The sequence below is a fragment of the Streptomyces sp. NRRL S-337 genome (assembly GCF_000720175.1).
GTDB lineage: Bacteria > Actinomycetota > Actinomycetes > Streptomycetales > Streptomycetaceae > Streptomyces > Streptomyces siderophoricus.
On record NZ_JOIX01000097.1, the window covers coordinates 1 to 26,251 of the forward strand.

The window sequence follows — 26,251 nt, forward strand, 5'->3', positions numbered from 1 at the left end:
GGCCGCTCCAGCAACGGAAGCTCGGTGAACAGGATCGACAGATTGACGTTGAAGCGCGTGTCCGTGAAACCCATGAGGGCCGGCGCTCCTTCCGGATAGTGGAACTGTTTTTCTGCGTACTGGAACATTGCCCGGCGGGCTCGGAGGCTGTCAAGGGGGGTCCCGAGCAATTTCTGGTGAGTCGGGCCCGCCGCGCGTAGGTTGAGCGACGTGCGATTGAGAGTTGAGTTCACGACGGAGCCGTTCGACCTGGACGAGGCGCCGGCGCATGCGGTGGTGGCCCGCGAGATCGTCACGGGCGCCGAGCTGGACGCCGTGGACGTCGGTCCGTTCGGCAACACGGCCGAGGGCGACGCGGATCAGGTGCTCGGTGCGGTGACCGCGCTGCTGCGGGAATCCCTGCGGGCCGGAGCCACCCGGGTCTCCTTGCAGGTCAATGTGATCGGGGATGCCCGGCAGGGCGAAGGGGGCGCGTCGTGACCGAGCCTGCCGACCACCCGTTCGTCCAGGCGGTCAAGCCGCTGGTGGACGCGATGGGTGGACAGATGGTCGCGCCGGACCAGGCCCGGGGCGACGACGTCGTGCTGGCCTGGGAGGGGGAGGACCGGGTGGCCGTCCGGCTCCCGCACCTGTCGGATTCGCTGGACCACATCCTCGCCGAACTCCAGCGCCGGCACGGCATGCCGCTGTCCGAGCTGGACCGCAAGACCAAGCAATCGGTGGTCCGGATACTGGAAACCCGGGGCGCCTTCTCGGTCCGGCACGGCGTCGAGACCGTGGCGGGGGCCCTTGGCGTCAGCCGTTTCACCGTCTACAACTACTTGAACAGGGAGAACGCCGCGAAGGACGCCGACTGAGGCGAAGCGGGCATACGCCCCGTCCAGGCCGCCGAAGCCGCCGTCCCGCAACCCCGGACGGCGGCTTTTGTGTCGCCGAGTTTTCAACAAAGTGTTGACGTGATGTTGCCGGGGGTCTTAGCTGTTTCCAGCCAAGCAGAGCTGTCCAGCACCAGGCCACGGAGGCTTCCCGTGTCTTCGAGCACACTGCGTTCCACGGGGGATGCCCCCATGCCCCCGGCAGGGCTCGCCCGGTTCAACACCTGCGACGACGGTACGGCCCGGTCCGTACTGCACGAGGTGTGCGCCAGCCGGGCATGGGGGAGCAAAGTCCTCGCCCAGCGCCCCTACGCCACCACCGACGCCCTGTTCGCCGCCAGCGACGCCGCCATGGCCGAGCTGACCGCGGAGGACCTGGCCGAGGCGATGGCCGGGCACCCGCCCATCGGCCGGCCGAAGCCCGGAGACCCGACCTCGTCCCGCGAGCAGAGCGGGATGGCCGGGGCCTCCGACGAGCTCAAGACGGAGATGCTCGAACTCAACCTGGCCTACCAGGAGAAGTTCGGGCACGTCTTCCTGATCTGCGCCTCCGGCCGTACCGGGGAGCAGATGCGCGATGCGGTCCGTAACCGGATCGACAACACGCCGGAACAGGAACGAGAGATCGTTCGTGTGGAGCTCGGCAAGATCAACCGCATTCGCCTGACCCGTATCGCGGAACACGCAGAAGGAGACGCAGCATGAGCAGCGAGACGGCTGCACAGACGTCGGTGTCCACGCACATCCTGGACACCAGCGTGGGCCGCCCCGCGGAGGGCGTCGCCCTCACGCTCTCGGTGCGCTCCGGCAGCGACGGCACCTGGACCGCCCACGGCGCGTCCAAGACCGACGCGGACGGGCGCTGCAAGGACCTGCCGGCACTGCCGGAAGGCACCACCCACGTACGCATCGAATTCGAGACCGAGGCGTACTTCGTTTCCCACCAGCAAGCCGAGGAACAGCAGGACGCCCCCCGCGTAAGGGACAGCGGAGCTTTCTTCCCGGAGGTGGCAATCACCTTTGCCGTCAAGCCGGGCGAGCACTACCACGTACCGCTGCTGCTCAACCCGTTCGGCTACTCCGTATACCGAGGGAGCTAGCACCGACATGCCCACGATTCTCGGCCAGAACCAGTACGGCAAGGCGGAAAACCGCGTCGTCAAGATCACCCGCGACGGCGACACGCACCACATCAAGGACCTGAACGTCTCCGTCGCGCTCTCCGGCGACCTGGAGGAGGTCCACCTCTCCGGTTCCAACGCCCACTGCCTGCCCACCGACACGACCAAGAACACCGTGTACGCCTTTGCCAAGGAGTACGGGATCGAGTCGGCCGAGCAGTTCGGCATCCACCTGGCCCGGCACTTCGTGACCAGCCAGGAGCCGATCCACCGGGCCCGGATCCGCATCGAGGAGTACGCCTGGGAGCGGATCGAGACCTCCGACGCCAACTCCAAGTTCATCGGCTCGGACGAGGTCAAGCACTCCTTCGTCCGCAAGGGCCAGGAGACCCGGGTCACCGAGATCACCTACGACGGCGAGCAGTGGCAGGTCATCTCGGGCCTGAAGGACCTCGTGGTGATGAACTCCACCAACTCGGAGTTCTGGGGCTACATCAAGGACAAGTACACGACGCTGAAGGAGGCCTACGACCGCATCCTCGCGACGCAGGTGTCCGGCCGTTGGCGGTTCAACTGGACCGACGACGAGCAGCGGATGCCCAACTGGGAGCGTTCGTACGAGCAGGTGAAGAAGCACATGCTGCACGCCTTCGCCGAGACCTACAGCCTCTCGCTCCAGCAGACCCTGTACCAGATGGGTTCGCGCATCATCAACAACCGCTCCGAGATCGACGAGGTGCGGTTCTCCCTCCCGAACAAGCACCACTTCCTGGTGGACCTGGAGCCGTTCGGGCTCAAGAACGACAACGAGGTCTACTACGCGGCGGACCGCCCGTACGGCCTGATCGAAGCCACTGTTCTGCGCGACGGTGTCGAAGCCAAGATCCCGGTGGATCTGACGAACCTCTGAGGGCTTCAGACGCAGCGCCGTGCCGCGCGTCCCCTCCTCGCCCCGCAGCGGGGAGGGGGCGCGGAACCCGAGGGGAACGACCCATGGCACAGCAATCGCAAGTCCCGCACCACCCCTCGTCCCCGGTCCATCCGGTCGACGAGAAGCCGGCGGCCAAGCGGCTCGTCCCCGCCGCACTCCAGCACATCGCCGCCATGTACGCCGGCGTCGTCACCCCTCCGCTCATCATCGGCCAGGCCGTCGGCCTGGACACCGCGGGCCGGACCCGGCTGATCGCCGCCAGCCTGCTCATCGCCGGGCTCGCCACGCTCCTGCAGACGCTCGGCATCCGGAAGTTCGCCGGCAACCGGCTGCCGTTCGTCAACGCGGCCAGCTCCGCCGGCATCACCCCGATGCTCGCCATCGCCGAGACCACCGCCAAAGGTCACCAACTCCCCGCCATCTACGGCGCGGTGATGGTCGCCGGGGTGTTCTGCCTGGCGATCGGCCCGTTCTTCGGGAAGCTGTTGCGGTTCTTCCCGCCGCTGGTCACCGGCGTGGTGATCACCCTCATCGGGGTCACCCTGATGCCCGTACCGGTCGGCTGGGCCCAAGGCGGCGACAAGCACGCCGCCGACTTCGGTGACATGAGGAATCTGGCGCTCGCCGCCTTCACCCTCGTGGTGATCCTGCTGATCCAGCGCTTCACCCAGGGCTTCGTCAAGCAGATCGCGCTGCTGATCGGCCTGGTCGTCGGCACCCTCGCCGCGATCCCGTTCGGGATGGCGAGCTTCGAGGGACTGCGCTCCGCCCCGATCGCCGCACTGCCCACGCCGTTCTCCTTCGGCCCGCCCGAATTCCAGCCCGCCGCGGTCCTCTCGCTGTGCATCGTGATGCTGGTGCTGATGACGGAGTCCTCGGCCGGCATGCTGGCCCTCGGCGAGATCTGCGACCGGCCCACCACCGGCGCCACCATCACCCGCGGACTGCGCACCGACGGCATCGCCACGCTCCTCGGACCGGTCTTCGGCGGCTTCCCGACCAGCGCCTTCGCGCAGAACGTCGGTGTGGTCTCGCTGACCCGGGTCCGCAGCCGCTACGTCGTCGCGCTGGCCGGCGCCGCGCTCCTCGTCCTCGGCGCCTTCCCCGTCCTGGGCGCCGTGGTCTCGCTGGTGCCGATGCCGGTGCTCGGCGGTGCGGGTATCGTCCTGTTCGGATCGATCGCGGTCAGCGGTATCCGTACGCTCTCCGAGGCCGGTCTCGACGACAGCTCCAACATCATCCTGGTGGCCGTGTCGCTCGGCGCCGGCATCATCCCGCTCGCCGCGCCGACCTTCTACGCGGACTTCCCCGCCTGGGCACAGACCGTGCTCGGCTCCGGGATCAGCGCCGGAGCACTGGTCGCGGTCGCGCTCAACCTGTTCTTCCACCATCTCGGCACCCGGAGCACCCCGCGGGCAGCGGTACTGTCAGCCGCCTCGCCCGGCTCCGGCACTCAAATCCCCTAGGGCCATGCCGTGCCCAACCGCCATCACCGAAAGTACGAGGACAGCACCATGGCTGCATCGGCATCCCCTGACAGCGCGGTGAAGCAGCGCATCGTCATCGAGAACTGCGCCATCGCAACCGTCGACGCCGACGACACGGAGTACGCCAGCGGCTACCTGGTCGTCGCCGACAACATCATCGAGTCGGTGGGCGCCGGCAAGGCCCCCGAGGGGCTTGCGAACGTCGTCCGCCGGGTCGACGGCACGGGGCACCTGGTCACCCCCGGCCTGATCAACACCCACCACCACTTCTACCAGTGGATCACCCGCGGCCTGGCCACCGACCACAACCTGTTCAACTGGCTGGTCGCGCTGTACCCGACCTGGGCCCGGATCGACGCGGAGATGCTGGCCGCGGCCACCCAGGGCTCGCTCGGCATGATGGTCAAGGGCGGCGTCACCACCGCCTCCGACCACCACTACGTCTTCCCGCACGGCTCCGGCGACCTGGTGAGCGCCGAGCTCGCCGCGGCCGCCGAGATCGGCGCCCGGATCACCCTGGCCCGCGGTTCCATGGACCGCAGCGAGAAGGACGGCGGCCTGCCCCCGGACTTCGCCGTCGAGACCACCGAGGGCGCCCTGCTGGGCACCGAGGAGGCCATCGACAAGCACCACGACGCCTCCTTCGGCTCGATGGTGCACATCGCCGCCGCACCCTGTTCGCCGTTCTCCATCTCCACCGAACTCCTGCGGGAGGGCGCCAAGTTGGCCCGCCGCAAGGGCGTACGCATGCACACCCACGGCTCGGAGACGGTGGAGGAGGAGAAGTTCTGCCACGAGCTGTTCGGCATGGGCCCGACCGACTACTTCGAGTCCACCGGCTGGCTCGGTGAGGACGTGTGGATGGCGCACTGCGTCCACATGACCGACTCGGACATCGCGGCCTTCGCCCGGACGAAGACCGGCGTCGCGCACTGCCCGTCCTCCAACGCCCGCCTGGCGGCCGGTATCGCCCGCGTCCCCGACATGCTCGCGGCCGGCGTCCCGGTCGGCCTCGGCGTCGACGGCACCGCCTCCAACGAGTCCGGCGAACTCCACACCGAGCTGCGCAACGCCCTGCTGATCAACCGCCTCGGCAGCCACCGCGAAGCCGCCCTCAACGCCCGCAAGTCCCTCCGCCTGGGCACCTACGGCGGCGCGCAGGTCCTCGGCCGGACCTCCGAGATCGGCTCGCTGGAGCCCGGCAAGCTCGCCGACCTGGTGCTCTGGAAGCTCGACGGACTCGGCCACTCCTCCATCGCCGACCCGGTCACCGCGCTGGTCTTCGGCGCCGCCGCACCGGTCACCCTCTCCCTCGTCAACGGCAAGCCGGTCGTCGAGGACAACCACCTCACCAACGTCGACGAGGACGCCATCGCCCGCACCGCGCGGGCCGAGGCGCAGCGTCTGGCCCGGATCGCCGCCGAGGGCTGACCCCTGGCGCGGCACCGCCGCCGACGAAACCCCCCAACTCGGCCGGGAGGGACGGCTCCCGGCTGAGCTTGTGGATCCGAGCGGGATCCGCAAGCGCCGGACCCCGGGGGTGCGGGACTTCTCGTACCCCCGGGCCGGTCGGTCCAACTCGCCCGTTCCTGCGCCACAAGCGCGGCCCACCACTTGAACGCTCACCAGGCGACTTCTCCACCCCGCACCACATGGCAAGCCCTCCGTGACAGCCTCGCCTCGCCGGCCCCGGCGACGCAGAAATCGACAGGAGGCCCGCAGTGGCCGCAATTACCGGGCAGAAGTCGGAGGGGGACCGGAAGCATCCGGTCGACGAGACCCTCCCGCCCTTCAAGATGTTCACCAGCGGCCTGCAGCACGTGGCCGCCATGTACGCGGGTGTGGTGGCCCCGCCGATGATCGTGGGGCCGGCCTGCGGGCTGAGCGCCACCGAGACCGCGTTCCTGATGGGTGCCAGCCTCTTCACCGCGGGCATCGCCACCCTCCTGCAGACCCTCGGTTTCTGGAAGGTCGGCGCCAAGCTCCCGTTCGTCAACGGCGTCTCGTTCGCCGGCGTCACGCCGATGGTCGCCATCGGCAAGGCCCAGAGCCCGGAGCACGCCCTGCCGATCATCTTCGGCGCGGTGATCGTCGCCGGGGTGCTCGGCTTCCTCCTCGCCCCCTACTTCTCCAAGCTGGTGCGGTTCTTCCCGCCGGTCGTCACCGGCACCGTCATCACCCTGATCGGCGTCTCCCTGCTCCCGGTCGCCTTCCGGTGGTCCCAGGGCGGCAACGAGGCGGCGCCCGACTACGGTTCGCTGACGAACATCGGGATGGCCGCGCTGACCTTCCTGATCGTGCTGGTCCTGCGCCGGGTGCTGCGTGGCTTCCTCCAGCAGATCGCCATCCTGCTCGGCCTGATAGCGGGCACCCTGATCGCCATCCCGGTGGGCATCACCCACTTCTCCGCGATCACCAAGGCGAGCCTGATCGGCTTCCCGACGCCGTTCCACTTCGGCGCCCCGGAGTTCGACGTGGCCGCGATCGTCTCGATGTGCATCGTGATGCTGGTCTGCATGACCGAGTCGACGGCCGACATGCTCGCCCTCGGCCGGATCGTCGACCGCCCGGCGGACGAGCGCACCATCGAGGGCGGACTGCGCGCCGACACCCTCGGCACGGCGATCAGCCCGCTCTTCAACGGCTTCGCCAACAGCGCCTTCGCCCAGAACATCGGCCTGGTCGCGATGACCAAGGTGCGCAGCCGGTTCGTGGTGGCGACCAGCGGCCTGATCCTGGTCGTGCTGGGACTGTGCCCGGTGGCCGCATCGGTCATCTCGCTGGTGCCGCTGCCGGTCCTGGGCGGCGCCGGGATCGTGCTCTTCGGCTCGGTGGCCGCCAGCGGCATCCAGACGTTGGCCAACGCGGCGATGGAGAAGGGCGACAACGCGCTGATCGTCGCGGCCGCCGTCGGCATCGGCCTGATCCCGATCGCCGCGCCGGACTTCTACCACAACCTCCCCAAGGACCTGCTGGTCGTGCTGGACTCCGGTATCAGCACCGGCTGTCTGGTCGCCATCGTCCTCAACCTCGCCTTCAACCACTTCGGGAGGCGGGACACGGAGACGGAGGCGGAGACCGCGCAGGCCGCGCCCGGCGATCCACAGATCCCGCAACAACCCGACCGCGGCACGGTGGACGACAGCGGGGAGCCGGCGACGACCCCGGCCCACTGACGTTGGGCCCGGCGGCATTACCGAACCCGCACGGCTACGGCCCGCAGGAAGGCGGCAACTGCCGTTTTTCCTACGGGCCGTTCCGGTTCTCGTGGCTCAGCCGATGTGGTAGCTGTCCCCGTAGACCTTCCAGTCCAGCGGGGTGTGCAGGTCGAGGTTGCCGTTCTTGAGGAACACCCGCTGCTCGGTGTCCACCCGGCTGGTGTCGCTGTGCGCCTCCTCCTGCTTCATCGCCCAGACCCGGGCGTCGAGGAAGGCATGGAGGTACGTCTTCTCGTCGCCGCCCTGGGCCGGCGGCTTCGCCTTGGCCAGCGCCCGCTTGCGGATGCCGGAGAAGCTCGTCGGGTCGTCGCCGTCCCCGTGCATCACCATCGCGTCGTAGTACGCGAACTGGCCCAGGGCGCCCAGACCGTCGGCCTTGCCCCGCTTGACCGCGGGGTTGAAGTAGACCCGGTCCCGTTCGTCGTTCTGGGCCTGCTGGAACGCAGGGTCCTGGGCGGCCTTCTTCCAGTCCTTGGTGTAGTTGGGGTCCAAGCCCTCGTGCGAGTCGCTGCCGTCCACCTTCCGCAGGGCGGGGAGGTACTTGGCGAGGACGTTGCCGGGCTTGCGCTGGGTGTAGAGCTCGACGAGTTCGAGCATGTCGTGGGTGCCGGAGCAGAAGCCGATGATGCCGCCGGTGTAGCCGCGGCCGTCGCCGATGTCCTCGATGTACTTGTACTGGGCCTTCCAGTCCAGCGAGGAGTTCTCCGCGCTGGAGACCAGCTGCATGGCGATCTCCTTCTTCGCCGGGTCGTCCAGGCCGGTCGCGGCCCGGGCGGCTGGCGCGGCGCCGTGGGCGGCGGCCGGGCGGTGGTGGCCGGCGGGGGCCGCCGTGGTGGCGACCGCGGTGGCCGGTACGGCGACGAGGGCGAGGCCCAGGACGACCCGGACGGTGGTCCGGGAGAGCAGGGGGCGGGTCCTGCCGGCTGTCGATCGGGTGCGCATGGAGTCAGTCCTCCAGTCAGGCGAGCCGTGGGGGGTTCGGGATTCCCCAATCGTTAGGAAGCTTTCCTATCAGACTTGGGGGAGATCGTACAGCCGTCCGGACGGTCCTAACTCCCCTGCGCCGGACCACCGTTGCGCATTCCGGCGGCCCGTGCGGCGCCCCAGGGGTGAAACGGGCCGCCCCGGCCGCCGCCCCGCCTCCCGCCCCTCGCCCCGCTATGGCCGATATGCTTCCTTCGCCCTGAAATGACGTCAGCACAGCAGGTGCGCGCACCGGTCCGGTGCCACCGAGAGGGGTTCCGCGGTGAATCAGGAAGCCAACGATCCGCACGGCCGGGGCTCCGGTGCCCCGGCCCTGGAGGACACCGTCGATGCCCTGATGGACGGGGTGTGTGCCGACCTCAAGCGGCTCGCCGCCATCCCCTCGATCGCCTTCCCCGGCTTCTCGCCCGAACCGGTCCTCCAGGCCCGCGACCTCGTCGTGGCCCTCCTCAGGGACGCCGGCGTGGCCGACATCGGCGAGCTCAACCTCCCGCACACCGCCCCCGTCATCACCGGCTCCGTCCCGCCGCCCACCCCCGACGCCCCCACCGTCCTGCTCTACGGCCACTACGACGTCCAGCCGCCCGGCGACGAACGGCTCTGGTCCTCACCGCCGTTCGAACCCACCGACATCGAGGGCGGCATCCGCGCCCGCGGCATCGCCGACGACAAGGCCAACCTCATGGTCCACATCGGCGCGCTACGGGCCTACCGCGGCCGCCCGCCGGTCGGCATCCGGATCGTCTTCGAAGGCCAGGAGGAGTACGGCAGCGCCTTCGAGGACTACCCGCCCACCGAGCCCGGCCTGTTCACCTGCGACGCGATGATCATCGCAGACACCGGCAGCATCCGCCCCGGCACGCCCACCCTCACCACCGCCCTGCGCGGCTCGGTCGTCGTCCACGTCGAGGTCCGCACCCTCAACGCCGCCGTGCACAGCGGCGAATACGGCGGGGCCGCCCCGGACGCCCTGGTCGTCCTGCTCAAGGCCCTCGCCACCCTCCACGACGTGCACGGCGACGTCGCGGTCGAGGGCCTGCGCCGCGAACCGTGGGACGGCGCCACCTTCACCGACGACGAGTTCCGCGAACTGGCCGGCGTCCCGCACGGCACCCCGCTCATCGGCTCCGGCGGCCTGGGCGAACGCCTCTGGAGCGGACCCGCCCTCACCGTCACCGGCCTGGACGCCCCGTCCGTCGAGCGCGGCGCCTCGGCCGTCGTCCCGTACGCCCGCGCCAAGCTCAACCTCCGCATCCACCCGCGGCAGGACCCGCACCAGGCGCAGACCGCCCTCGTCCGTCACCTGACGCGCCTGCGCCCCTTCGGCATCCCCCTCACCGTCACGCCCACCGACGCCGGCCCCGGATACGAGGCGGCCACCGACGGTCCCGCCTACCGCGCCGCCCGCACCGCACTGCGCCGCGCCTGGGGCGCCGAACCCGTCCACACCGCCACCGGCGGCTCCATCCCGCTCGTCAACGGCCTGGCCCGGGCCGTACCGGACGCCGAGATCCTGCTCTTCGGCGCCGAGGACAACCTCTGCAACCTGCACGCCCCCGACGAGCGTGTGCTGCTCTCCGAGCTCCGCGCCGCCCTGCTCGCCGAGGCGGCCTTCTTCGCCGAATACGCCGCCACCCACCGCGCCGGCGCCGGATCCGGCCCGTGACTGCCCCGCCCGGTGCCGCGTTCCCGAGGGCCCGGCTCAGTCCTCGGTGTGGGACGTGCGCCGTCGGACGTCGGTCATCAGCTTCTCCAGCAGCGTGATGAGGGCGTCGCGTTCGTCCGCCGACAGATCGCTGACGAGGGTGGCCTCGCGGCCCAGGACGGCGTCGACGGAGCGCTCGATGAGGGCATGGCCGTCGGGCGTCAGTGACACCAGCACGGTGCGGCGGCCGGTGGTCCCCGGGCTTCGCCGGACCAGACCCTCCCGCTCGGCCCGGGCCACGCGCTGTGAGATGGCTCCGGCGGTCACCAGCGTCAGTTCGGCGATCTCGCGGGTGCTGAGGGTGTAGGGCGGTCCGGAACGCCGGATGACGGACAGCAGGTCGAGGGTGGCCGCATCGATCCCCGCTTCGCGCAGTACCCGGTTGCGGTCGTTGGCGAACAGCTTCGCCAGCCACCACAGGGGCGTGACGATCTCGATCGACTCGGTGGGGGTGCCGGGGCGTTCTCGCCGCCAGGCCGCGGCGATCTGCGCGGCGGGGTACGAGGGCACGAAGTCCCCTGATGCGGCGGTGGGTTCAGCCACGGTGCGACCCCTTGATCCCTTGCGTGTACGGTTGTGTTTAGACCTAAACGTAGCAGCGAGGGGGAGGATCCCATGACCCGCACCGTGCTCGTCACCGGAGGAAGCAGCGGCATCGGCCGTGCCATCGCCGCACGGTTCGCCGCCGACCATGCGGAGGTCCACATCACCGGACGCCATGCCGACACCGTCGAACAGGCCGCCGAGGAACTGGGCGTACGGGGTGCGGTCTGCGACGCGACCGACCCCGGCCAGGTGGCGGAACTCGCCGACCACTTCAGCGAGTTGGACGTCCTCGTCAACGCCTCCGGCGGTCTGCCCCAGGAAGCGCCGGGTGAGGGAACGGCTCTGGAGGCGGTACTGGCCCAGTGGCACGCCAACCTGACGCAGAACCTGCTGGGCGCGGTCCTGACCACCACCTCGGTTCAGGACAAGCTCACCTCGGGCAGCTCCGTCCTCAGCATCGGCTCGATCGGGGCCGAACGCGGAGGCGGCTCCTACGGCGCGGCCAAAGCCGCACTGGCCGCATGGAACGCCGCACTGTCGGCCGAGCTCGGCCCCCTCGGCATCACCAGCAACGTCATCTCCGCGGGCTACATCGCCGGTACCAACTTCTTCCACGGCCGGCTGACCCACGAGCGGCAGAGCGCGCTCGTCGCCGAGACGCACAACAAGCGGCCCGGCACGGTCGAGGACATCGCCGAGACGGCGTACTTCCTCGCCTCCCCGGGCGCCCGGCACATCACCGGCCAGACCCTCCACGTCAACGGCGGTGCCTTCACCACACGGTGAGGGGGCGGGCCGCAGGCCGCTGGCGGTGCCGTGACGGTGACGGCGAGGCCGAAGGCCGGGGGCGCGAGGCCGCAGGCCGGGGAACACAGCGCACGCCGCCGGGTCCCACGACCCGGCGGCGGGCCCCGCCCTCCTACGCTTCCTGAAGCGCCCGCACCAGTCCGGCGACGAGGTGCGCCCGTTCCGCCATGGTGTCGACGACCAGGTACTCGTGGTCGGCGTGGGCGCCGCCGCCGACCGCCCCGAGGCCGTCGAGCGTGGGCACCCCGAGTGCGGCCGTGAAGTTGCCGTCGCTTCCGCCGCCGACCGCCGTGGCTTCCAGGCCGGGAAGCAGCCGCTGGGCCAGCGCGAAGAGCCCGGCCGCCGCCGACTCGGGCATCGGCGGGCGGCCGATGCCTCCCGTCACCGTCACCTCCGCCCCGTCGAGATGCGGGGCCAGTGCCGCGAACGCGGATTCGACGCGTTCCTTCTCGTCGGCCGACTCGACCCGGACGTCGACGACCACGGTCGCCTCCGCGGGAACGACGTTGTCGAGAGTGCCTGCGGACGCGACGGTCGGGGTGACGGTCGTGCCGATCTCGGGTCGGCCGAGTGCCGCGATGTCCAGCACCTGGTGTGCCGCTTCGACCAGGGCGTTGACCCCGGCCGCGGGCTCCAGGCCGGCGTGCGATGCCCGGCCCTTGACGACGACCTGGAACGTGCCACAGCCCTTACGGCCGGTCTTCAGTGCCCCGCCGTCCGCCGCGCCCTCGAAGACCAGCACGGCCCCGCACGCAAGCGCTCGTTCTTCGATCAGCGCACGGGAGGAACGGGAGCCGACCTCCTCATCCGCGGTCACCAGGATCTCGACGCCCGACCGGTCATCGAGCGCGGCCAGGCCGTGAACGGCCTGCACCAGACCGCCGAGCATGTCGAAGACCCCGGGCCCGGTGGCACGCCCGTCCTCGACCCGGAACGGGCGGCGCTCAACGGTGCCGAGCGGAAACACCGTGTCATGGTGCCCGAGGATCAGCACCTTCGGATCGCCACCCCCTGACCAGCGGACGTGTGGTCCGGCCTCGCTCTCCACCAGAACGGCCCGCCCGCCGAGGCGGTTCTCGATGACGGCGGCGACCGCTTTCGCCGAGGCCCGCAAGGCGTCGAGATCACGCGAGGGAGACTCGACTTCGACCAGTGTCCTGAGGTCCTCAAGCATCGCGTCGACACTCACACCGACCGCCTTGTGCATCGTCACGGGTCAAGCGTACGCGGCAGGCTCACCACCCGGCCCTCCGCTCGCCAACCGGCCACCGCTCCGCCCGGCGACAAGAAGCGGCACCCACTGCCCGTCCAGCCAGACCCGGAACACCAACTCCTCGCCCGAACCGACCACTTCATATCTCGGCCGGCCGGCGACCCACTCCAGCGTCAGGCCGTGCTTCCAGTGCGCCACCCACATGCCCCGCGCGAGGTAGTAGCGGACGGCCTCCTGCCAGCACCAATGCGTCTCCAGACGAACGCCGTTGAGCCCGGCCGCGCGCGCCGGGCGCCGGGATGGACGTACAACGACGAGATCCGGAGGCAGTCCCACCCACTGGGCCAGGTGTCCACCGCGACGGTCCCGACGATCGCGGCACCGATCGCGGACCGCTCGGTCAGCCAGTACCGCCGCGACCATGCGTCCTGGTGGACGTACTCCCGCCCCGCGCTCCCCAATCGCTTCCGCACCCGCCGTTCCCCGCCCACCGTGAGCCCCTCCGGCTCGACCGTCTCGCCCAGCGCCAGCTCCGCCAGCGACGCCAGCTCCCAGAGCGCGAACCGCCGTCCCTCGCCCAGCCCGACGGGACGTAAGCCGCCGCCCCTGACCAGCACTCCATGCGCTCGTAGCGCTTCGTGATCCTTCATGTGCACATCGTAAGATCCGGCACTGACAATGCCGCCCGACCACAGCTCACCGCCCTTCCCCGCGCTGAGAGGTGGGCCGTGGCCGATTCCCCCGCCACGCTGTTCCACTCCTCGTACGGCTGCGGCGACAGGCCCCCGCTGCCGCTGTCCGTTGCCCGCTGCGGCAGGGTGCGTCTTGGTGCCCAGGGCGTGGCGAAGGGCCGGTACGGCGATTCGTACCGGCCCTTCGGTGTTCCCGCGGGGTGCTCAGCCGAGCAGTTCGTACGCCGGCAGCGTCAGGAAGTCCGCGTAGTCCGCGTCCAGGGAGACCTTGAGCAGGAGGTCGTGGGCCTGCTGCCACTTGCCGGAGGTGAAGGCGTCCTCGCCGATCTCACCGCGGATGGCGGCGAGTTCCTCGTCGGCGATCTTGCGGACCAGGTCGGCGGTCACCCGCTGGCCGTCCTCGAAGGTCACCCCGGCGTCCACCCACTGCCAGATCTGCGAGCGCGAGATCTCGGCGGTGGCGGCGTCCTCCATGAGGCCGAAGATGGCGACGGCGCCCAGGCCGCGCAGCCACGCCTCGATGTAGCGGGTGCCGACCTGGACGGCGTCCACCAGGCCCTGGTAGGTGGGCTTGGCGTCCAGGGAGTCGATCGCGATGAGGTCGGCCGCCGCGACGGAGACGTCCTCGCGCAGCCGGTCCTTCTGGTTCGGCTTGTCGCCGAGGACCGCGTCGAAGGAGGCGCGGGCGACCGGGACCAGGTCGGGGTGGGCGACCCAGGAGCCGTCGAAGCCGTCCCCGGCCTCGCGGTCCTTGTCGTTCTTGACCTTGGCCAGTGCCTTCTCGTTGGCCTCCGGGTCGCGGCGGTTGGGGATGAAGGCCGCCATGCCGCCGATCGCGTGCGCACCGCGCTTGTGGCAGGTGCGGACCAGCAGTTCGGTGTAGGCGCGCATGAACGGCGCGGTCATGGTCACCGCGTTGCGGTCCGGCAGGACGAACTTCTCGCCGCCGTCGCGGAAGTTCTTGACGATGGAGAAGAGGTAGTCCCAGCGGCCGGCGTTCAGCCCGGAGGCGTGGTCGCGGAGTTCGTAGAGGATCTCCTCCATCTCGTACGCCGCGGTGATGGTCTCGATGAGGACCGTGGCGCGGATGGTGCCCTGGGGGATGCCGACGTAGTCCTGCGCGAAGACGAAGATGTCGTTCCAGAGGCGGGCCTCCAGGTGGGACTCGGTCTTCGGGAGGTAGAAGTACGGGCCCTTGCCCAGGTCCAGCAGCCGCTCGGCGTTGTGGAAGAAGTACAGGCCGAAGTCGACCAGGGCGCCGGGGACCGGGCGGCCCTCGAACTGGAGGTGCCGCTCCGCCAGGTGCCAGCCGCGCGGGCGCATCACGACGGTGGCGAGCTCCTCGGCGGGCTTGAGGGCGTAGGACTTGCCGGACTTCGGGTCGGTGAAGTCGATCCGGCGCTCGTAGGCGTCGATCAGGTTGATCTGGCCACCGACGACGTTCTCCCAGGTGGGGGCGGAGGCGTCCTCGAAGTCGGCGAGCCAGACCTTGGCGCCCGAGTTGAGCGCGTTGATGGTCATCTTCCGGTCGGTGGGGCCGGTGATCTCCACCCGCCGGTCGTTCAGCGCGGCGGGGGCCTCGGCGACCTTCCAGCTGTCGTCGGCGCGGATCTGCGCGGTCTCCGGGAGGAAGTCCAGCGTGCTGGTCCGGGCGATCTCCGCACGGCGCTCGGCGCGGCGGGCGAGCAGTTCGTCACGGCGCGGGGTGAACCGGCGGTGCAGCTCGGCGACGAAGGCGAGCGCGGCGTCGGTGAGGACCTCGTCCTGCCGTTCCGGGGTGTGGGCGGGGTCGACTTCGGCGATGGCCAGCGGGGACGGCGCTGGTGCGGACATGAGCTGTCACTCCATTCAGCGGCGGTGCCTGGCGGCCGCCGGGACGCCGGGCGGCACGGGGTGCCGCGGGCTCCGGGATACGGTCGCGGGCGCCGTCTGGATTCAGGGCGCTTCTGACCAGTGGAGACTAGTTTCCTTATCGCGGAACTTCAATGGTTTGTTGATATCGAGATTCTCAGGGTCGACAGAAGTGGTGATCGAATGGCTCTCGGTGCCACGCCGGTCACTCTCCATCACAGGCCCCCCACAGGCGTGCAGCCCTGGTGAACCGCGCCGGCCCGGCCGTCACTCCAGGCGGTACAGGTCCTCCGGGGTGTCGATGTCGTACGGCTCGGCGATGTCGCCGCACTCGACCAGCGTGAGCGCGTTCACATGCTGCTGGAGGTAGGCGCGGGCGCCGCGGTCGCCCTCCGCGGTCGCGGCGATCCCGGCCCAGCGCCCGGCCCCGAAGAGGACGGGGTGGCCGCGCCGGCCGTCGTACGCGGCCGCCACCAGGTCCGCCCCCGCGGTGTACGCCTCGATCAGCCGGGCCACCGCTGCGGCGCCGATGCCCGGCTGGTCGACGAGCGACACCACCACGGCGTCCGCCCCCTCGCCGGCCAGTGCGGCGAGCCCCACCCGGAGCGACGAGCCCATGCCCTGCGCCCAGTCGGGGTTGACCGAGACGCCGTATGCCGCGAGGTCGGCCCGGGCGCATACGGAGTCGGCGGCCGCGCCGAGCACGATGTGCACCGGCCGGCAGCCGCCGTCCCGCAGGACCCGTGCCGCGTGCTCGACCAGCGGCCGTCCCCGGTGGTCGAGCAGCGCCTTCGGCCGTCCCCCCAGACGCCGGCCGCCGCCCGCGGCGAGCAGCAGACCGGCCACCCTCCCCCCGGGCCGGGACGTCGCGCTCCGCGCCCGTGGCGCTTCGGAGGTTTCGATCGCTTCGGAGGTTTCGATCGGCGATGTCGGTGCCATGGGGACTGCTTACCTCATGGCACCGCGCCTCGTGGGCCGTTGACCGTCCTCGCCCGTGGGGTCAGGCCGCGTCGTCGGCGGCGCGCTGGCGGGGGATGCTCGGCCGGAACCGGTCCCGCAGGTCGTGCGTGCGTTCCTCCGCGCGCCGCCGCTCGGCCACATAGCGGTGTATGTGTTCCAGGGTGATTTCCGATGCATCGGAAAGGCCGTACGCGCGGCAGATGAGCTGGACGACGCTGACGTCGTGACGGTTCGGTCCGGTGCCGGGGCCGGGTTGGGGCTCCATGCCGTTCTCCGATCCAGTGATATGCCGGATATTTCCTCGGAGGGAAGAATGCTCCATCTTGCCCCTCTGTACGCATCGGTCCGGCCGCGCCCACGCCAACGGGTGGTGGGGGGAACGTATGTACACGTCGCCCATGACGCATGGTCAGTTCGATACGGGGAACAGGGGCGTGACGCGTGCGCCGGCGCACCCTTGGCGCCCGCCGCCGGCCCCTGAACCGCACCCGGAGTTGCCGCGAAAAGCGGTCGCGAAACCGGCTCTTCGGACAAGGCGCCCCCCTGTCGGCCGGCGATGTCACGGTGCCGCGTGCGGCCGGATAAGGTTCTGCCCCGTTGCGGGCAATCGTGGCTGTCTGCCGGTGGGGCAGGCCGGGCCATTTTCTGAAGTCGGGGGACGTTCGTGGTGAACAGTGTGGGCTCGTCCGGGATCTTCCAGCCGCTGGAGGGCGACGACCCGCGGGCGATCGCGGGCTACCGCCTCACGGCCAAGCTCGGCGCCGGCGGTATGGGCAAGGTCTACCTCTCGTACACGCCGGGCGGCCGGCCGGTGGCCATCAAGGTGATCCGGCCCGAGTTCAGCGAGGACGCGGAGTTCCGCCGCCGCTTCAAGCAGGAGGTGCAGTCCGCGCAGCGGGTGCAGGGCCTGTTCACCGCGCCGGTCATCGACAGCGACGCGGACGGCCCGAGCCCCTGGCTCGCCACCGCCTACGTCCCCGGCCCCTCGCTCTCCGCGGCGGTCGCCGAACACGGCCGCCTCCCGGTCCCCACGGTCCTGCTGCTGGTCGCCGGCATCGCCGAGGCGCTGCAGGTCATCCATGGCGCGGGCATCGTGCACCGCGACCTCAAGCCGTCCAACGTGCTGCTGGCCGCGGACGGCCCGCGGGTGATCGACTTCGGTATCGCCCGGGCCGCCGACGCGACCTCGCTCACCAGTAGTGGCGTCACGGTCGGCACGCCCACCTTCATGGCGCCCGAACAGGCCGCCGGCAGCACCATCAGCCCGGCCACCGACGTCTTCGCGCTGGGCCAGGTCGCGGCGTACGCGGCCATCGGCACCCCGGCGTTCGGCGAGGGCACCTCGCACGGCGTGCTCTACCGCATCGTCCACGAGGAGCCGGACCTGACCGGACTCCCCGAGGAACTGCGGGAGTTGGTCGGCCGTTGCCTGGCCAAGGACGCCGCGGACCGGCCGTCGGTGGCCGAGGTGATCGAGCTGTGCGGGGCGGCCTCCGGGCAGACGCAGCTGCGCCGTCCCGAGGACTGGCTGCCCAGCGCCGTCGCCGCCGACATCACCACCCGGACCGCGGCCCCGGCGCCCGTGCAGACCCCGCCGCCCCCGCTGGAGGCCCCGACCGCGGGCGCCCCGGCCCGGCCCGCGCAGCCGCCCGCGCCGCCCGCCCAGCCGCCGGCCCAGCCGGCGCCCGCCGTCCCGCCGGTGCCGACCCAGTTGAACCACCCGCAGACCCCGCCGCCGGGCTTCGGCCCCGCGGCCTACGCGCCGACCGTCGGCGCCACCGCGCAGGGGACGCCGGCCGCCGCACCGGCCGCCACGGGCCCCACGCCCACCGCGTCCGCCCCGACCGTCGCCACCCCGGCCGGCCCGACGGCCACCGGCCCCACCGCCGCCTACCCGGCCGCCGCGGCGCCGGCCCCGCAGCCGCCGAAGAAGAAGCGCAAGGGCCTGGTCACGGCGCTGGTGCTGGTCTGTCTGCTGGCCTTCGCCGGTGCCGGCGGCGGGGTCGTCTACGCCCTGATGAAGGACCACACGCAGACGAAGCAGGACCAGGCCGACGGCAGCACCAAGGCCAAGAACAGCGGTGCCTCGGCGACGCCGAGCACGGACCCGACCGCCACGCCGGGCGGGGACGGCACGAGCACGCCCGCCGCGCCCGTGCAGGACCCGACACCGGTCGACTTCAAGAACATCAACCTGCCGGACGACTACCACCTGTCCATGGCCGACGAGTCGATGAAGCCGACGAACTCGGACAACGACACCGACGTCGACTTCTCCTACCAGGACAACAGCTACTCGGACGACCAGGTCGGCACCGAGAACGGCAAGCTGGTGCTGCTGAACCCGGGCGAGCAGGGCTCCCTCGACACCTGCCGCAACGAGACCCGGTTCACCGAGAGCATCCTGACCAAGCAGCTCACCAAGGGCGCGCAGATCTGCCTGACCACGGACTACGGCCATGTCGCACTGATCACCTTCAAGGGCTTCGCACCCAAGTCCGACCCCAGCAGCTACATGACCGTCGACGTCCGCGTCTGGCGCAACGCGGTCCAGCCGAAGCAGGACTGACCCGCACCGTCTCACCCGCACCGCCCCCGCCGCCCATCCCCTCGAAGGGGGTGGGCGGCGGAGACGTGCGACCCGGTGGTTTTTTCGCGCTCCGTGTGGCGCGGGCAGCGCGCAGTGGCGTTAACTGTCCCGCATTGTGGGACGGGCAACGGCCTGGGAGGGCGCCGTCGGTGGGGAACAACTGCAGGGGGACGTACGGGTGACCGGGGCCGACGGGGACCCGCGGGTGGCGGAGCTGCGCGGGGCGGTGGCCCGGCTGCGGCGTCAACTGGCCGTGCTGCCGGGGGAGTTGCCGGACCGCGCGGCCGCCGACGAGGAGCTGGCCGCGCTGGATGCGATGGTCAGTCACGGGCTGCCGGAGGTGCCCCGGCTGCGCCGCTCGTTACTGCTGATCGCCGGGGCGGTCGGTTCGGTGAGTGCGCTCTCGCCCGCACTGGGCGAGGTGCGCGCGGGCATCGACCGTTTCGGCCAGCTGCCGGGCGGCCGGTGACCAGGACGGCCGGTGTCGGTAAGGCCGGTGATCGATAAGGCCGGCGGCCGGGGCAGCGGTGACCAGGGTGGCCGGTGACCGGGGCAGCCGTGCCGCCCCGGGCCAGGGGTCCCGCGGGGGTTACGCCGGTGTCTGGTTGGCGAGGGCGACCGACAGCTGGGCCGCGACGTCCTGCAGTACCGGCACGATCTTGTCCGTCGCCGCCTCCGTCACCCGGCCGGTCGGGCCGGAGATCGAGATGGCCGCGGAGGTGGGGGAGTTGGGCACCGGCACCGCGAGGCAGCGGACGCCGATCTCCTGCTCGTTGTCGTCCACCGCGTAGCCGAGCCGGCGGACGTCGGCGAGCGCGTCCAGGAAGCGCTCCGGATCGGTGATCGTCTTCTCGGTCGCGGCGGGCATGCCCGTACGGCCGAGCAGCGCGCGGACCTCCTCGGGCGGGTGGTTGGCCAGCAGGGCCTTGCCCACGCCGGTGGAGTGCGGCAGGACGCGGCGGCCGACCTCGGTGAACATCCGGACCGCGTGCCGGGACGGGACCTGGGCGACGTAGACGATCTCGTCACCGTCGAGCAGCGCCATGTTGGCGGTCTCGCCGGTCTCCTCGACCAGGCGGGCCAGGAACGGCCGGGCCCAGGTGCCCAGCAGGCGGGAGGCGCTCTCGCCGAGCCGGATCAGCCGGGGGCCGAGCGCGTACCGGCGGTTGGGCTGCTGACGGACGTACCCACAGGCGACGAGCGTGCGCATCAGGCGGTGGATGGTGGGGAGCGGCAGTCCGCTGCTACCGGAGAGCTCGCTCAGGCCGACCTCGCCACCGGCGTCAGCCATCCGCTCCAGCAGGTCGAAGGCGCGCTCGAGGGACTGGACGCCGCCGCTGGCGCCTGCGGGCTTGGCTTCGGCGGCGGAGGTGCTGGCGCTGGACGGCGGCACGGCGCGTTCCTTTCGGGGCGGGTCAGATCGGTCTCGGCTGGGACTTGCGGGCGCCGGGCCCGACCGCGCCAGCCTACCGGTCCCCCTACGTTGGCACATCGCCCTTCGCACACTCGTTCTCGCCGGTCAGGCCCTCTTTGTCTCACCGTAGGGCGTGTCGGACAGGTGGGTACTCGCGATCCCTTGACGGTGCCAGTGGCCGTAGCTACGTTCTGCTGCGCGAAACCTACTGTCCATTCTGTGGAATCCTCCAAATCGTTGGAGCGTCATGCGCATACTCGTCATGAACCCGAACACCACGGCTTCCATGACCGCGTCGATCCGCGCCACCGCCACCGCGGCCGCCGCCCCGGGCACCGAGATCCTCGCCACGGAACCCCTGTGGGGACCCGTGTCGATCGAGGGACATTTCGAGGGCTACCTCAGTGCCGCCGCCGTCCTCGACCGGCTCGCCACCCTCGATACGCCCTTCGACGCCCTGGTCATGGCCGGTTTCGGCGAGCCCGGCCGGGAGGGCGCCCAGGAACTGCTCGACGTCCCCGTACTGGACATCACCGAGAGCGCCGCCCAGATGGCGATGATGCTCGGCCACGCCTACGGCGTCGTCACCACCCTCGACCGCGCCGTACCGCAGATCCAGGACCGGCTGCTGACCGCCGGACTGCTCCAGCGCTGTGCCGGCGTCCGGGGCACCGGGCTCGGGGTGCTGGAGCTGGAGGAGGATCCGGAGCGCACGGTCGAGGTGATCATCGAGACCGCCCGTGCGGTCGTCCGGGCCGGCGCCGAGGTCATCTGCCTCGGGTGCGGCGGGATGGCCGGACTGGACGAGAAGGTGGCGGCGGAAGTCGGGGTGCCGGTCGTCGACGGGGTCGCGGCCGCGGTGAAGTTCGCCGAGGCGGTCGTCGGCCTCGGACTGGCCACCAGCAGGAGCCGCAGTTTCGCCCCGCCGCGGCCCAAGACCATCGGCTCCTGGCCGCTGAGCACCCACCTCGACCTGGGGCGGGCCCAGGGCTCTCCATGTCACACCGATTTTTCCGCACAGACATCAGACATCTGACAACTGCCCCTAAGATCCACCCAACCTGCCTGGGAGGACACGTGACGACATCCCCGCAGCACCCGCAGCACCCGCAGCACCCGCAGCCGGATCCACGGCTCTTCAACGCCGACCTCGCGCCGGCCCCGAAGCGCACCTGGGGCACGTACAGCATCTTCGCGCTCTGGATGTCCGACACCCACGCGATCAGCAACTACGCCTTCGCCGCCAGCCTCTTCGTGCTGGGGCTGCCGGCCTGGGAGGTCTTCCTGTCCCTGCTGGTCGGCATCACGATCGTCCACCGGCTGATGAACCGCATGGGGCATGCCGGCCACCGGACCGGCGTGCCCTACCCCGTGCTGGCCCGCGCGAGCTGGGGCGTCTACGGCGCCAACATCCCCGCCCTCCTGCGGGCGGTCATGGCCGTGGCCTGGTACGGCATCCAGACCTGGCTCGCCTCGACCGCCGTGGTCCTGCTGACCCTGCAGGTCGCGCCCGGCTTGGACGCGTACGACCACAACTCGGTACTGGGACTGTCCACCCTGGGCTGGACCGCGTTCATGGTGATGTGGGGCCTGCAGGCCGTACTGCTGACCCGGGGCATGGAATTCATCCGCAAGGTCCAGGACTTCGCGACCGGGCCGGTGGTCTGGCTCGTGGTGCTGGCGCTCGCCGTCTACCTGGTGGTCAAGGCGCACGGGGAGATCTCGCTGACCCGCAGCCTCACCGGACTCAGCGGTTCCGCGCAGCTCCGGCAGAGCCTGATCGCGGTCAGCCTGACCGTCGCCACCTTCCTCACCCTCGTCCTCAACTACGCCGACTTCGCCCGCTTCACGCCCGACCACCGCTCCTACCGCCGCGGCAACCTGATCGGGCTGCCGGTGAACTTCACCGCCTTCGCGGTGGTCGCCGTACTGGTCACCGCGGGCACCATCGCGGTCTTCGGGGAGGCGATCTACGACCCGGTGAAGGTGATCCAGAAGATCGACGACCCGGTGGTCACCGTGATCGGCGCACTGGCCTTCATCGTCGCCACCATCGGCATCAACGTCGTCGCCAATTTCGTCTCGCCCGCCTACGACTTCGCCAACCTCGCTCCGAAGTACCTCGACTTCAAGCGCGGCGGCATGATCACCGCGGTACTGGCCGTCCTCGTCATGCCCTGGAAGCTGTACTCCTCGGCGCTGGTGATCCAGTACTTCCTCGGCGCGCTGGGCGCCTTCCTCGGCCCCCTGGTGGCGATCCTGCTCGTCGACTACCACCTGGTGCGGCGGGGCCGGATCGACGTCGACGCGCTCTTCTCCGCCGATGTCGCGGGCGCCTACTACTACCGCCGGGGCTACAACCCGAAGGCCGTGATCGCCTTCCTCCCGGCCGCCGCGGTCTCCGCCGCACTCGCCCTGGTACCGGCCTTCGACGCGGTCGCGCCGTTCTCCTGGATCTTCGGGATGGCGCTGTCCGGTGGGATCTACGCCGCGGTCTCCCGTGGCGCACGGGTGCCGTCCGGGACCGGTCCGATCCCGGACGGGATCATCCCCGCGCAGGTCGGCCCGGCGGCCGAGGAGCGGACGGACGGCCCCCGGGTCGCCGGCCCGGCGGTCGCGCCGGTGGCCGCGGAGGGGTCTTGACGGGCCGGGGTCCGGAGTGAAGACTCATTCAACAGACTGTTGAATCCAGAATTCCAGATTCCGAATTCCGGGATTCGGCTGCGCCGACGGCGACATTCCGCCGCGCCGCCACGCGACCATGAAGACACGATATGAGGAGGGGACCGGGTGTCCGAGATCGAGCTGGTGCTGCGCTCCACGCGCGTCGTGACGCCGGAGGGCACGCGCGCCGCATCCGTCGCCGTCAAGGACGGCAGGATCGCCGCGGTGCTGCCGCACGACGCCGAGGTACCGGCCGGGGCGCGGCTCACGGACGTCGGCGACGACGTCCTGCTGCCCGGCCTCGTCGACACCCACGTCCACGTCAACGACCCCGGCCGCACCGAGTGGGAGGGTTTCTGGACGGCCACCCGCGCGGCCGCGGCCGGCGGTATCACCACCCTCGTCGACATGCCGCTCAACAGCCTGCCGCCGACCACCACCACCGCCCACCTCGACACCAAACGCGAGGTCGCCCGCAGCAAGGCACACATCGACGTCGGCTTCTGGGGCGGCGCCATCCCCGGCAACGTCAAGGACCTCCGCCCGCTGCACGACGCCGGCGTCTTCGGCTTCAAGTGCTTCCTCTCGCCCTCCGGCGTGGAGGAGTTCCCCGAGGTCGACCAGGAACAGCTGGCCGCCGCGCTCGGCGAGATCGCCGGCTTCGACGGACTGCTGATCGTGCACGCCGAGGACCCCGGCCACCTCGATGAGGCGCCCGAGGCGCACGGTCCCAAGTACACCGACTTCCTCGCCTCCCGCCCCCGCATCTCCGAGAACGAGGCCATCGCCGGGCTCATCGTGCTCGCCAAGCAGCTCGACGCCCGCGTCCACGTGCTGCACCTGTCCTCCAGCGACGCGCTGCCGCTGATCGCCGCCGCCAAGCGCGAGGGCGTCAAGGTCACCGTCGAGACCTGCCCGCACTTCCTCACCCTCACCGCCGAGGAAGTCCCGGACGGCGCCACCGAGTTCAAGTGCTGCCCGCCGATCCGCGAGGCCGCCAACCAGGACGCCCTGTGGGAGGGCCTGGCCGACGGCACCATCGACTGCATCGTCTCGGACCACTCACCCTCCACCGCCGACCTCAAGACCGCCGACTTCGGCGCGGCCTGGGGCGGCATCTCCTCCCTCCAGCTCGGCCTGCCCGCCATCTGGACGGCGGCCCGCGAACGCGGCCACAGCCTCGAGGACGTCGTGCGCTGGATGTCCACCGCCCCCGCCGCCCTCGTCGGCCTCGACCGGAAGGGTGCCATCGAGGTGGGCCGGGACGCCGACTTCGCGGTGCTCGCGCCCGACGAGACCTTCACCGTCGACCCGCAGGCCCTCCAGCACCGCAACAAGATCACCGCGTACGCCGGCAAGACCCTCTACGGCGTCGTCCGGTCCACCTGGCTGCGCGGCCGGCAGATCAACGACGGCACCACCCTCGCCGAGCCCACCGGCGAACTGCTCGAAAGGCCGCACCGCGCATGACCACCGACGGCATACCCCGCTACACCGGCGACGCCGGCCCCTACCAGGGCGGCGACCCGTACGCCGACTACCGCACCCCCGGCGCGGCCGGCTTCCCCTTCACCCACCTCCCCGATCTCGCCGACCGCCGGCTCGGCGCCGGCGTGATCGCCGCCAACGACGAGTTCTTCGCCGAGCGGGAGAACCTCCTCAAGCCCGAGCCCGCCCACTTCGACCCGGAGCTGTTCGGCCACAAGGGCAAGATCATGGACGGCTGGGAGACCCGGCGCCGCCGCGGCACCGACGGCGCGCACCCGTTCCCCGCGGACGAGGACCACGACTGGGCGCTCATCCGGCTCGGCGCGCCCGGCGTGATCCACGGCATCATCGTCGACACCGCCCACTTCCGCGGCAACTACCCGCAGTCCGTCAGCATCGAGGGCACCTGCGTCGAGGGCACACCCTCGCCCGAGGACCTGCTCGCCGCCGACGTGACCTGGACACCGCTCGTCCCGCGCACCGCCATCGCCGGCCACGCCGCCAACGGCTTCGCCGTGGACACCCCCCGGCGCTTCACCCACCTGCGGCTCAACCAGCACCCCGACGGCGGCATCGCCCGCCTGCGGGTGTACGGCGAGGTCGTCCCCGCCCCCGACTGGCTCGCCGCACTGGGCACCTTCGACCTCGTCGCGCTGGAGAACGGCGGCCGGGTCGAGGACGCCTCGGACCGCTTCTACTCCTCGCCGACCCACACCATCCAGCCGGGCCGCTCCCGCAAGATGGACGACGGCTGGGAGACCCGGCGGCGCCGCGGCACCGGCAACGACTGGGTCCGCTACCGGCTCACGGAGCAGTCCGTGATCCGCGCGGTCGAGATCGACACCGGCTACCTCAAGGGCAACGCGGCCGGCTGGGCGGCCCTGTCCGGCCGCGACGGCGAGGACGGCCCCTGGACCGAACTCCTGCCCCGCACCCGCCTCCAGCCCGACACGGTGCACCGCTTCCTGCTCGACGGCGCGCGCGCCGTCACGCACGTCCGGCTCGACATCTTCCCGGACGGCGGCATCGCGCGCTTGCGCCTGCACGGCTCCCTCACGGATGCGGGCTACGCCCGCCTTCGGGGTGCCTCCGACGTGGCCGGCTGACCCGCCGTTGCGCTTGGCTTTCCGCCCACGTACCCGTCTGTCCCGCCGCGGGGCGCTGCGCTTGGGGGTGCCTCCCACGTACCCGTCTCTCCCGCCGTCGGGGTTGCTCGCCGTTGCGCTTTGCGGCGCCCCGCACGTACCTGTCTGCTGCGCCACGGGGCGCCCCGCACGTACCCGTCTGCTGCGCTGCGGGGCCTCTCGCCGTTGCGCCTGCGGCGCGCCGTACGTACTTGGCCGTCCCGCCGCGGTTGTTGTTCGCCGTTGCGCCTGCGGCGGGCTGGGTTTGTGGTGGGTGCGGTGACGGGCCTGCGGGGCCGGTGTTTCGGTGGGGGTGGGCGTTGGGGGTGTAAGGGGGTCTGCGGACCCGTAGGGGTGGGTCGAACAGATCCCGTAAGGGTCGCGAGGGCCCCCTGCGGGGCCACAACCCAACGGGCGAGGCGAGCTATTCCCGCTGACCAGCGACGTCAGGTGTACGCGGTACGACGCGCGCCCCCACTCAGCCGCACACTCCCTCAACGGGAGGGGACGGGCCGGAGGGGCCTTGTTCGTGGACGTAAAGCGACAGCAGTCCACGAACAAGGCCCCGGAGGTCCGTCACC

General features: G+C 71.0%; 24 protein-coding genes. 16 read left to right on the plus strand and 8 right to left on the minus strand.

Annotation, left to right across the window (positions count from 1 at the left end; translation table 11 throughout):
• Positions 1-210 precede the first annotated feature (210 nt).
• From IG62_RS0136770 to IG62_RS0136805, 8 genes are all read left to right on the plus strand, one after another.
• Positions 211-480, plus strand: a complete 270-nt coding sequence (locus tag IG62_RS0136770) for a hypothetical protein (protein ID WP_030814054.1) — start codon at positions 211-213, stop codon at positions 478-480.
• Positions 477-857 carry a helix-turn-helix domain-containing protein gene (locus tag IG62_RS0136775; RefSeq protein ID WP_030415158.1) on the plus strand — a complete coding sequence of 127 codons (381 nt, stop codon included), beginning with the start codon at positions 477-479 and terminating at the stop codon, positions 855-857. Before IG62_RS0136770 ends, IG62_RS0136775 begins: the two co-directional genes overlap by 4 nt.
• A gap of 210 nt (positions 858-1,067) precedes the next feature.
• Positions 1,068-1,580 (plus strand): 2-oxo-4-hydroxy-4-carboxy-5-ureidoimidazoline decarboxylase, encoded by a 513-nt coding sequence (gene uraD, locus IG62_RS0136780; RefSeq protein ID WP_030814057.1) that lies wholly within the window; start codon positions 1,068-1,070, stop codon positions 1,578-1,580.
• The gene (gene uraH / locus IG62_RS0136785) at positions 1,577-1,975 is read left to right on the plus strand and encodes a hydroxyisourate hydrolase (RefSeq protein ID WP_030814059.1); all 399 of its coding nucleotides are present in this window, start codon (positions 1,577-1,579) and stop codon (positions 1,973-1,975) included. Before uraD ends, uraH begins: the two co-directional genes overlap by 4 nt.
• 7 nt (positions 1,976-1,982) lie before the next feature.
• The gene (pucL, locus tag IG62_RS0136790; RefSeq protein ID WP_030814061.1) at positions 1,983-2,906 is read left to right on the plus strand and encodes a factor-independent urate hydroxylase; all 924 of its coding nucleotides are present in this window, start codon (positions 1,983-1,985) and stop codon (positions 2,904-2,906) included.
• A gap of 83 nt (positions 2,907-2,989) precedes the next feature.
• A complete protein-coding gene (locus tag IG62_RS0136795; RefSeq protein WP_030814064.1) occupies positions 2,990-4,393 on the plus strand; it encodes a nucleobase:cation symporter-2 family protein in 1,404 nt (467 codons plus the stop codon).
• Positions 4,394-4,441: 48 nt separating this feature from the next.
• The gene (locus tag IG62_RS0136800; RefSeq protein WP_030814066.1) at positions 4,442-5,845 is read left to right on the plus strand and encodes an 8-oxoguanine deaminase; all 1,404 of its coding nucleotides are present in this window, start codon (positions 4,442-4,444) and stop codon (positions 5,843-5,845) included.
• A 290-nt stretch (positions 5,846-6,135) separates the two neighbouring features.
• Positions 6,136-7,590, plus strand: coding sequence for a nucleobase:cation symporter-2 family protein (locus IG62_RS0136805; RefSeq protein WP_051799111.1), 1,455 nt, complete (start codon positions 6,136-6,138; stop codon positions 7,588-7,590).
• A gap of 96 nt (positions 7,591-7,686) precedes the next feature.
• Here the strand turns inward: IG62_RS0136805 and IG62_RS0136810 are convergent, their stop codons facing one another.
• Positions 7,687-8,574, minus strand: coding sequence for a chitosanase (locus IG62_RS0136810; RefSeq protein ID WP_030814072.1), 888 nt, complete (start codon positions 8,572-8,574; stop codon positions 7,687-7,689).
• 304 nt (positions 8,575-8,878) lie between these two features.
• Between IG62_RS0136810 and IG62_RS0136815 the strand changes: the two genes are divergently transcribed.
• Complete coding sequence (locus IG62_RS0136815; RefSeq protein WP_030814075.1) at positions 8,879-10,282, plus strand: M20/M25/M40 family metallo-hydrolase; 1,404 nt, start codon at positions 8,879-8,881, stop codon at positions 10,280-10,282.
• Positions 10,283-10,318: 36 nt separating this feature from the next.
• Here the strand turns inward: IG62_RS0136815 and IG62_RS0136820 are convergent, their stop codons facing one another.
• Positions 10,319-10,864 (minus strand): MarR family winged helix-turn-helix transcriptional regulator, encoded by a 546-nt coding sequence (locus IG62_RS0136820; protein ID WP_051799113.1) that lies wholly within the window; start codon positions 10,862-10,864, stop codon positions 10,319-10,321.
• A 72-nt stretch (positions 10,865-10,936) separates the two neighbouring features.
• On the opposite strand from IG62_RS0136820, the gene IG62_RS0136825 reads away from it, so the two are divergent.
• Positions 10,937-11,653: an SDR family NAD(P)-dependent oxidoreductase gene (locus IG62_RS0136825; protein ID WP_030814081.1), complete on the plus strand. Its 717-nt coding sequence runs from the start codon at positions 10,937-10,939 to the stop codon at positions 11,651-11,653.
• Between the two features lie 133 nt (positions 11,654-11,786).
• Here the strand turns inward: IG62_RS0136825 and IG62_RS0136830 are convergent, their stop codons facing one another.
• From IG62_RS0136830 to IG62_RS0136855, 5 genes are all read right to left on the minus strand, one after another.
• A complete protein-coding gene (locus tag IG62_RS0136830; protein WP_051799115.1) occupies positions 11,787-12,881 on the minus strand; it encodes a M20 family metallopeptidase in 1,095 nt (364 codons plus the stop codon).
• Positions 12,882-13,060: 179 nt separating this feature from the next.
• Complete coding sequence (locus IG62_RS46795) at positions 13,061-13,537, minus strand: hypothetical protein (protein WP_158795166.1); 477 nt, start codon at positions 13,535-13,537, stop codon at positions 13,061-13,063.
• A gap of 246 nt (positions 13,538-13,783) precedes the next feature.
• Positions 13,784-15,412 carry a malate synthase A gene (gene aceB, locus IG62_RS0136845; protein WP_030814088.1) on the minus strand — a complete coding sequence of 543 codons (1,629 nt, stop codon included), beginning with the start codon at positions 15,410-15,412 and terminating at the stop codon, positions 13,784-13,786.
• A 285-nt stretch (positions 15,413-15,697) separates the two neighbouring features.
• Positions 15,698-16,276, minus strand: coding sequence for a nucleotidyltransferase family protein (locus IG62_RS0136850; RefSeq protein ID WP_030814091.1), 579 nt, complete (start codon positions 16,274-16,276; stop codon positions 15,698-15,700).
• 154 nt (positions 16,277-16,430) lie between these two features.
• Positions 16,431-16,655 carry a hypothetical protein gene (locus tag IG62_RS0136855; RefSeq protein WP_030814095.1) on the minus strand — a complete coding sequence of 75 codons (225 nt, stop codon included), beginning with the start codon at positions 16,653-16,655 and terminating at the stop codon, positions 16,431-16,433.
• A 399-nt stretch (positions 16,656-17,054) separates the two neighbouring features.
• Here IG62_RS0136855 and IG62_RS0136860 point away from each other — a divergent pair, with 399 nt between their 5' ends.
• Both IG62_RS0136860 and IG62_RS0136865 read left to right on the plus strand, forming a co-directional pair.
• Positions 17,055-18,959, plus strand: a complete 1,905-nt coding sequence (locus IG62_RS0136860; RefSeq protein ID WP_030814098.1) for a serine/threonine-protein kinase — start codon at positions 17,055-17,057, stop codon at positions 18,957-18,959.
• Positions 18,960-19,158: 199 nt separating this feature from the next.
• Positions 19,159-19,449 carry a DUF5955 family protein gene (locus IG62_RS0136865; RefSeq protein WP_030814101.1) on the plus strand — a complete coding sequence of 97 codons (291 nt, stop codon included), beginning with the start codon at positions 19,159-19,161 and terminating at the stop codon, positions 19,447-19,449.
• 120 nt (positions 19,450-19,569) lie between these two features.
• Here IG62_RS0136865 and IG62_RS0136870 read toward each other — a convergent pair whose 3' ends face one another.
• On the minus strand, positions 19,570-20,373 hold the full coding sequence (locus IG62_RS0136870; RefSeq protein ID WP_030814104.1) for an IclR family transcriptional regulator: 804 nt from the start codon (positions 20,371-20,373) through the stop codon (positions 19,570-19,572).
• Positions 20,374-20,641: 268 nt separating this feature from the next.
• Between IG62_RS0136870 and IG62_RS0136875 the strand changes: the two genes are divergently transcribed.
• From IG62_RS0136875 to alc, 4 genes are all read left to right on the plus strand, one after another.
• Positions 20,642-21,430 (plus strand): aspartate/glutamate racemase family protein, encoded by a 789-nt coding sequence (locus IG62_RS0136875; protein ID WP_030814107.1) that lies wholly within the window; start codon positions 20,642-20,644, stop codon positions 21,428-21,430.
• A gap of 41 nt (positions 21,431-21,471) precedes the next feature.
• Positions 21,472-23,037 carry an NCS1 family nucleobase:cation symporter-1 gene (locus IG62_RS0136880; protein ID WP_234326895.1) on the plus strand — a complete coding sequence of 522 codons (1,566 nt, stop codon included), beginning with the start codon at positions 21,472-21,474 and terminating at the stop codon, positions 23,035-23,037.
• Positions 23,038-23,184: 147 nt separating this feature from the next.
• Positions 23,185-24,528 (plus strand): allantoinase AllB, encoded by a 1,344-nt coding sequence (gene allB / locus IG62_RS0136885; protein ID WP_030814113.1) that lies wholly within the window; start codon positions 23,185-23,187, stop codon positions 24,526-24,528.
• Entirely contained in the window at positions 24,525-25,652 is a 1,128-nt protein-coding gene (alc, locus tag IG62_RS0136890) for an allantoicase (RefSeq protein ID WP_030814116.1), read from the plus strand. Before allB ends, alc begins: the two co-directional genes overlap by 4 nt.
• Positions 25,653-26,251 lie beyond the last annotated feature (599 nt).

Coding starts and splice junctions, on each gene's coding strand:
- uraD (WP_030814057.1), top strand. CDS start 1,068: ATGCCCCCGGCAGGGCTCGCCCGGTTCAACACCTGCGACGACGGTACG.
- uraH (WP_030814059.1), top strand. CDS start 1,577: ATGAGCAGCGAGACGGCTGCACAGACGTCGGTGTCCACGCACATCCTG.
- pucL (WP_030814061.1), top strand. CDS start 1,983: ATGCCCACGATTCTCGGCCAGAACCAGTACGGCAAGGCGGAAAACCGC.
- IG62_RS0136795 (WP_030814064.1), top strand. CDS start 2,990: ATGGCACAGCAATCGCAAGTCCCGCACCACCCCTCGTCCCCGGTCCAT.
- IG62_RS0136800 (WP_030814066.1), top strand. CDS start 4,442: ATGGCTGCATCGGCATCCCCTGACAGCGCGGTGAAGCAGCGCATCGTC.
- IG62_RS0136810 (WP_030814072.1), bottom strand. CDS start 8,574: ATGCGCACCCGATCGACAGCCGGCAGGACCCGCCCCCTGCTCTCCCGG.
- IG62_RS0136825 (WP_030814081.1), top strand. CDS start 10,937: ATGACCCGCACCGTGCTCGTCACCGGAGGAAGCAGCGGCATCGGCCGT.
- IG62_RS0136830 (WP_051799115.1), bottom strand. CDS start 12,881: ATGCACAAGGCGGTCGGTGTGAGTGTCGACGCGATGCTTGAGGACCTC.
- IG62_RS46795 (WP_158795166.1), bottom strand. CDS start 13,537: ATGAAGGATCACGAAGCGCTACGAGCGCATGGAGTGCTGGTCAGGGGC.
- aceB (WP_030814088.1), bottom strand. CDS start 15,412: ATGTCCGCACCAGCGCCGTCCCCGCTGGCCATCGCCGAAGTCGACCCC.
- IG62_RS0136855 (WP_030814095.1), bottom strand. CDS start 16,655: ATGGAGCCCCAACCCGGCCCCGGCACCGGACCGAACCGTCACGACGTC.
- IG62_RS0136875 (WP_030814107.1), top strand. CDS start 20,642: ATGCGCATACTCGTCATGAACCCGAACACCACGGCTTCCATGACCGCG.
- alc (WP_030814116.1), top strand. CDS start 24,525: ATGACCACCGACGGCATACCCCGCTACACCGGCGACGCCGGCCCCTAC.